The sequence below is a fragment of the Streptococcus sp. Marseille-Q6379 genome (assembly GCF_965119505.1).
The window spans coordinates 56,265-62,500 of the sequence record NZ_CBCPLV010000001.1 but is presented as its reverse complement, the minus strand read 5'-3'; the positions used below and the strand labels follow the sequence as shown (position 1 = coordinate 62,500).

4 protein-coding genes, 1 tRNA gene and 2 rRNA genes (1 of these 7 only partly in view) are annotated in these 6,236 nt (G+C 41.8%); all 7 read right to left on the bottom strand.

Annotated elements, in window-relative coordinates:
- A 23S ribosomal RNA gene (locus ACWPVZ_RS00360) occupies positions 1 to 321 on the bottom strand (it extends 2,579 nt beyond the left edge of the window).
- Positions 322 to 467: 146 nt separating this feature from the next.
- A tRNA-Ala gene (locus tag ACWPVZ_RS00355) sits at positions 468 to 540 on the bottom strand.
- Positions 541 to 594: 54 nt separating this feature from the next.
- Positions 595 to 2,142 (bottom strand): 16S ribosomal RNA (locus ACWPVZ_RS00350).
- Together the 16S and 23S rRNA genes with 1 tRNA gene alongside form the textbook arrangement of a ribosomal RNA operon.
- 427 nt (positions 2,143 to 2,569) lie before the next feature.
- The gene (gene spx, locus ACWPVZ_RS00345) at positions 2,570 to 2,968 is read right to left on the bottom strand and encodes a transcriptional regulator Spx (RefSeq protein ID WP_002886328.1); all 399 of its coding nucleotides are present in this window, start codon (positions 2,966 to 2,968) and stop codon (positions 2,570 to 2,572) included.
- 169 nt (positions 2,969 to 3,137) lie between these two features.
- On the bottom strand, positions 3,138 to 4,277 hold the full coding sequence (gene recA, locus ACWPVZ_RS00340) for a recombinase RecA (RefSeq protein ID WP_002889600.1): 1,140 nt from the start codon (positions 4,275 to 4,277) through the stop codon (positions 3,138 to 3,140).
- Between the two features lie 40 nt (positions 4,278 to 4,317).
- On the bottom strand, positions 4,318 to 5,583 hold the full coding sequence (locus ACWPVZ_RS00335) for a competence/damage-inducible protein A (protein ID WP_414341416.1): 1,266 nt from the start codon (positions 5,581 to 5,583) through the stop codon (positions 4,318 to 4,320).
- A 96-nt stretch (positions 5,584 to 5,679) separates the two neighbouring features.
- Positions 5,680 to 6,234 carry a DNA-3-methyladenine glycosylase I gene (locus ACWPVZ_RS00330; RefSeq protein ID WP_454380467.1) on the bottom strand — a complete coding sequence of 185 codons (555 nt, stop codon included), beginning with the start codon at positions 6,232 to 6,234 and terminating at the stop codon, positions 5,680 to 5,682.
- Positions 6,235 to 6,236 lie beyond the last annotated feature (2 nt).

Below are 6,236 nucleotides of genomic sequence, written 5' to 3'. Positions count from 1 at the left end.
TAATCTTTAAGTCCACGTTGCAGTCCTACAACCCCGAAGAGTAAACTCTTCGGTTTGCCCTCTTGCCGTTTCGCTCGCCGCTACTAAGGCAATCGCTTTTGCTTTCTCTTCCTGCAGCTACTTAGATGTTTCAGTTCACTGCGTCTTCCTCTACATTACCTTAACAGTAATGAGTGACAGGCATTACCTGCCGGGTTCCCCCATTCGGACATCTCTGGATCATTGCTCACTTACAGCTCCCCAAAGCATTTCGTCGTTAGTCACGTCCTTCATCGGCTTCTAGTGCCAAGGCATCCACCGTGCGCCCTTATTAACTTAACCTTATTTTGGTCTTGCGACCTAACTCATTAAATATTCACAGCGTTTCGGTTTATTTTCTTGTTACTATCTATATGTAATTAATTACATATGGAATTTGATATAGATATTCAATTTTCAATGGACAATACTTGAATCTTTCGATTCAATGGAGCCTAGCGGGATCGAACCGCTGACCTCCTGCGTGCAAAGCAGGCGCTCTCCCAGCTGAGCTAAGGCCCCACAAGACCTCTCAAAACTAAATAAGAAACTCAAGTGCATTCCGTTTTTCCTTAGAAAGGAGGTGATCCAGCCGCACCTTCCGATACGGCTACCTTGTTACGACTTCACCCCAATCATCTATCCCACCTTAGGCGGCTGGCTCCAAAAGGTTACCTCACCGACTTCGGGTGTTACAAACTCTCGTGGTGTGACGGGCGGTGTGTACAAGGCCCGGGAACGTATTCACCGCGGCGTGCTGATCCGCGATTACTAGCGATTCCGACTTCATGTAGGCGAGTTGCAGCCTACAATCCGAACTGAGATTGGCTTTAAGAGATTAGCTTGCCGTCACCGACTCGCAACTCGTTGTACCAACCATTGTAGCACGTGTGTAGCCCAGGTCATAAGGGGCATGATGATTTGACGTCATCCCCACCTTCCTCCGGTTTATTACCGGCAGTCTCGCTAGAGTGCCCAACTGAATGATGGCAACTAACAATAGGGGTTGCGCTCGTTGCGGGACTTAACCCAACATCTCACGACACGAGCTGACGACAACCATGCACCACCTGTCACCGATGTACCGAAGTAACTTTCTATCTCTAGAAATAGCATCGGGATGTCAAGACCTGGTAAGGTTCTTCGCGTTGCTTCGAATTAAACCACATGCTCCACCGCTTGTGCGGGCCCCCGTCAATTCCTTTGAGTTTCAACCTTGCGGTCGTACTCCCCAGGCGGAGTGCTTAATGCGTTAGCTGCGGCACTGAATCCCGGAAAGGATCCAACACCTAGCACTCATCGTTTACGGCGTGGACTACCAGGGTATCTAATCCTGTTCGCTCCCCACGCTTTCGAGCCTCAGCGTCAGTTACAGACCAGAGAGCCGCTTTCGCCACCGGTGTTCCTCCATATATCTACGCATTTCACCGCTACACATGGAATTCCACTCTCCCCTTCTGCACTCAAGTTTGACAGTTTCCAAAGCGAACTATGGTTGAGCCACAGCCTTTAACTTCAGACTTATCAAACCGCCTGCGCTCGCTTTACGCCCAATAAATCCGGACAACGCTCGGGACCTACGTATTACCGCGGCTGCTGGCACGTAGTTAGCCGTCCCTTTCTGGTAAGCTACCGTCACAGTGTGAACTTTCCACTCTCACACTCGTTCTTGACTTACAACAGAGCTTTACGATCCGAAAACCTTCTTCACTCACGCGGCGTTGCTCGGTCAGGGTTGCCCCCATTGCCGAAGATTCCCTACTGCTGCCTCCCGTAGGAGTCTGGGCCGTGTCTCAGTCCCAGTGTGGCCGATCACCCTCTCAGGTCGGCTATGTATCGTCGCCTAGGTGAGCCGTTACCTCACCTACTAGCTAATACAACGCAGGTCCATCTTGTAGTGGAGCAATTGCCCCTTTCAAATAAATGACATGTGTCACCCATTGTTATGCGGTATTAGCTATCGTTTCCAATAGTTATCCCCCGCTACAAGGCAGGTTACCTACGCGTTACTCACCCGTTCGCAACTCATCCAAGAAGAGCAAGCTCCTCTCTTCAGCGTTCTACTTGCATGTATTAGGCACGCCGCCAGCGTTCGTCCTGAGCCAGGATCAAACTCTCATTAAAATCTTTAATAATTGTTCGAGCGTTAACTCATTTCCGTCATCTGACGATTTATTCTTGTAAATTGACAGGTTATAATTTCTTCTATCATAACCCTGCACTTGGTTTCTTATTCAGTTCTCAAAGGTCTTTGTCTCTCTTAAGACAACTCCTATATTCTAGCAAATCTAGAATAACTTGTCAACACTTTTTTCGAAGTTTTTTTACTTCTCGTGTTCGCCGCCTCTTCCGAAACAGCTTATTTATAATATCATCTCTGACTTATCTTGTCAATAACTTTTTAAAGTTTTTTTCAAACTTTTTTCAGTTACTGAACAATTTCCTTGAGACTTTATTAGTCTATCAAGTTTGTGAACCAATGTCAATACTTATTTTCTATGCAATAAGTGAAAGCAAAAAGAAGATCTCTAGTATCTCCTTTTTTCATTTTTTATAGAGCTGCTCGCATGCGTGCTTGTGAATTTTCGACATTTCGTATTGAGCGCGGTAAGAACGCACGGATGTCATCTTCTTTATAACCCACTTGCAATCTCTTATCATCAATTAAGATTGGACTTTTCAAGATTCTTGGGTTTTCTTGAATCAAATCAATCACTTCACTAACACTGAGCTCGTCGATATCACAATTTAGAGCTTTAGCATAGCGATTTTTTGATGAAACAATGCTCTCAACACCATTCTCTGTTTTTGATAGGATGTTTAAGATTTCTTCTTTTGTAAGTGGTTCTTTACCAAGGTTTTGTTCTTTATAAGGAAGTTGATGGTTGTTCAACCATGTTTTTGCTTTTTTACAACTTGTACAACTTGAGATTGTATAAATCTTAATCATGTTAATTCTCTCTTTCTGTCACATGATACTATTATCTTATCATTGTCCTTAGTTTAAGAAATCGGTCTAGCGACCTATTTTGAATCTAAGGGGACTTTTTCAATTATCATAGATCTTTTTTTGCTTAGATTAAATCAAAGAGAAAAAGAGCTCTTAGGCTCTTTTACACTTATTCTTCAATTTCAATGGTTGAATCAAGGTCTAAAACAAGTTCATCAGATGTTTCTTCAACTTGTGCTTCTTCAACACTATCCTCTTCATCTGGTTCAATCAAACCATAGTGTACACGTACTTTATGATCAATTTCTTCAAAAATATCTGGATGATCTGCCAAATATTTTTTAGCATTTTCAGATCCTTGACCAATCTTCTCTCCATTATATGAGAACCATGCTCCGGCTTTTTGAATAATTCCTAAATCACTAGCGATTTTTACAAGCTCACCTGTTTGTGAAATCCCTTCACCATACATAATTTCGACAAAGGCTTCTTTAAATGGTGGAGCAACCTTATTTTTGACAACCTTGATTTTAGTTTCCTTACCAACATTTTGGTCTTTTTTATCACCAGTCCCTTTGATTTGCGTATTTCCACGTACATCAAGACGTACTGATGCATAGAATTTCAGAGCACGTCCACCAGGTGTTGTTTCTGGATTACCAAACATAATACCAACTTTTTCACGCAATTGGTTAATGAAGATAGCAATTGTTTTTGTTTTATTAATAGATGCAGATAGCTTACGCATGGCTTGACTCATCATACGCGCTTGAAGCCCAACATGACTGTCACCAATATCTCCATCAATTTCTGCACGTGGTACCAAGGCCGCAACTGAGTCAACAACAACCAAATCAACTGCACCAGAGTCAATCAGCTTACCTGCAATTTCGAGACCTTGCTCACCTGAATCAGGTTGTGACAAAAGAAGCTCATCGATATTAACACCTAGTGCTGCCGCATAAGCAGGGTCAAGGGCATGCTCTGCATCGATAAAGGCAGCGATTCCGCCTTCTTTTTGCGTCTGAGCAACAGCATGGAGGGCTACAGTCGTTTTACCTGATGATTCTGGTCCGTAAATTTCGATAATACGACCTTTAGGATAACCACCTGCACCAAGAGCAATATCCAAAGCTAGCGAGCCTGAGCTCATAACCTGAACCTTCTGCTCTGCACGCTCACCAAGACGCATAACTGCACCCTTACCAAAATCTTTTTCAATATTCTTCAAAGCATCATCAAGTGCTTTACGACGCTCATCTCCAAATTTCTTTGTAATTTCTTCTGTTTTCTTTGTTTTCTTAGCCACTTATTTTCCTCTTCTTTCTATAGTTAAAGACAAACTTAAATCAAGTTGTCTCTTGTAATAAAGCTTGGCGAACTAGGTTAAAGGCATAGAGGGTACTAATATATCTAACGTCAGAACGACTTCTTCCACCTATAACAACCTTGATTGACCTTACTTGATTCCTATCAGCAATACCAATAAATACTGTACCTACTGGGTGTCCTTCTAATGAATCTGGTCCAGCTACACCGGTAAGTGCAATTCCGTAATCGCTATCTGTTTTAGCTCGGGCACCTTCAGCCATTTTTTCTGCAGTAAAATGACTGACAACACCATGTTTTTCTAGTTGCGACAAGGGAATATCCAACATTTTAGATTTTTCTTCAATGCTGTAAGTAACAAAGCCGCCTTTAAATACTTGTGAGGCTCCTGAAAAATCAGCAATACTAGCCTGAAATAAACCTGCTGTTAGGCTTTCAGCTGCAGTGATAGTCTTGCCATGGTTCTTAAGCAAACGAAAAGCTTCAAAGGCTAAACTATTAGACTCTCCATACCCATAAATAAAATCAGATAAGGATTTGCCATCTAGAGTTTTAGTAGAACGAATTTGTTTTTCTAAAACATCTAGTTTTTGATCTGCTTCTTCTCGTGAAGAAGCCTTTGTAGACAAGCGAAGTGTTACTTCCCCCACTTTAGCGTATGGAGCTATGGTTGGATCTGTTTGGTTAACAATAAAATCCTTCAGAATAGTCACCAATTGACTTTCTCCAACGCCAAAGAATCTTAGGACTCTCGAATAAAGACTTGCGTGATTCTCAGTAAGTGCTGGAACAAGTTCCTGATTCACCATAGGTTTGAGTTCACTTGGTGGACCAGGTAAGACTACATAGGTCACCCCTTGAGCAGTAATGACGCCTCCAACTGCAAGACCTGTAGGATTTTGCAAGGGGATAGCCCCCTCAACAATTTGCGCTTGACGTTCATTATTAGGCGTTCGTGTGTGTTTAGGGCGAGTAGCAAAGAAACTGTCCAGCTTTTTACTTGCCTCCTCATCAAAAACAAGTTTTTTTCCTAAGAACTTAGCTAGGGTTTGCTTGGTTAAGTCATCCTCAGTAGGGCCAAGTCCACCACAAAGAATAACTAAATCACTACGTTGACTAGCCTGATCAAGAACTGAGAGTAGGCGGTTTTCATTATCACCTACTGCGGTGTGAAAATATACATCGATTCCTAGTTCAGCTAGTTTCTCAGATAAAAATTGGGCATTGGTATTGGTGATTTGCCCGGTTAGGATTTCGGTTCCTACTGCAATCAATTCAGCTTTCATTGGTTCACCTATATTACTATTCGTAAAATAATCTCAAAAACATGTTTGTTTATAAACTAACATGTTTTCCTCGTCTTGTCAATCAAATCCACTCATTTATTTGAAGTCACAGTTATTTTCATAATCATTCACAAATCCTGCGGCTTGTAAAAATGAATATATAGTAGTCGGTCCTAAAAATTTGAACCCTCTCTTTTTTAGATTTTTGGCAATCTGTTGGGATAAATCAGTCGATGATGGGACGTCCTTATATGTGGGAACATTATTTACCAAGGGCTTTCCGTCAAAGAACTGCCAAAAATAATGGGACAAGGAGCCAAATTCATCTTGGAGTTTTAGTACTTGTTTGGCATTATTTACGGTTGCTTCTAGCTTAAGTTTGTGACGAATAATATCCGGATTTTGAAGCGCTTCTTCAAGTTCACTTAGGCTAAACTGGGCAACACGCTCAATATCATAGTTATGAAAAACACTATTAAAGGCCTGACGTTTATTTAAAACAGTTAACCAAGAAAGTCCTGACTGATAACTTTCTAAGCAAAGTAGCTCAAAAAGTTTTTGATCGTCACCAATAGGCTTTCCCCACTCCTTGTCATGATAATCACAATATAATTTATTGTTTGTTGGAACCCAACGACAACGATTGACCATTA

Excerpts from the sequence above, each read along its gene's own strand:
- spx (WP_002886328.1), bottom strand. The coding sequence starts at position 2,968 with ATGATTAAGATTTATACAATCTCAAGTTGTACAAGTTGTAAAAAAGCA.
- ACWPVZ_RS00335 (WP_414341416.1), bottom strand. The coding sequence starts at position 5,583 with ATGAAAGCTGAATTGATTGCAGTAGGAACCGAAATCCTAACCGGGCAA.
- ACWPVZ_RS00330 (WP_454380467.1), bottom strand. The coding sequence starts at position 6,234 with ATGGTCAATCGTTGTCGTTGGGTTCCAACAAACAATAAATTATATTGT.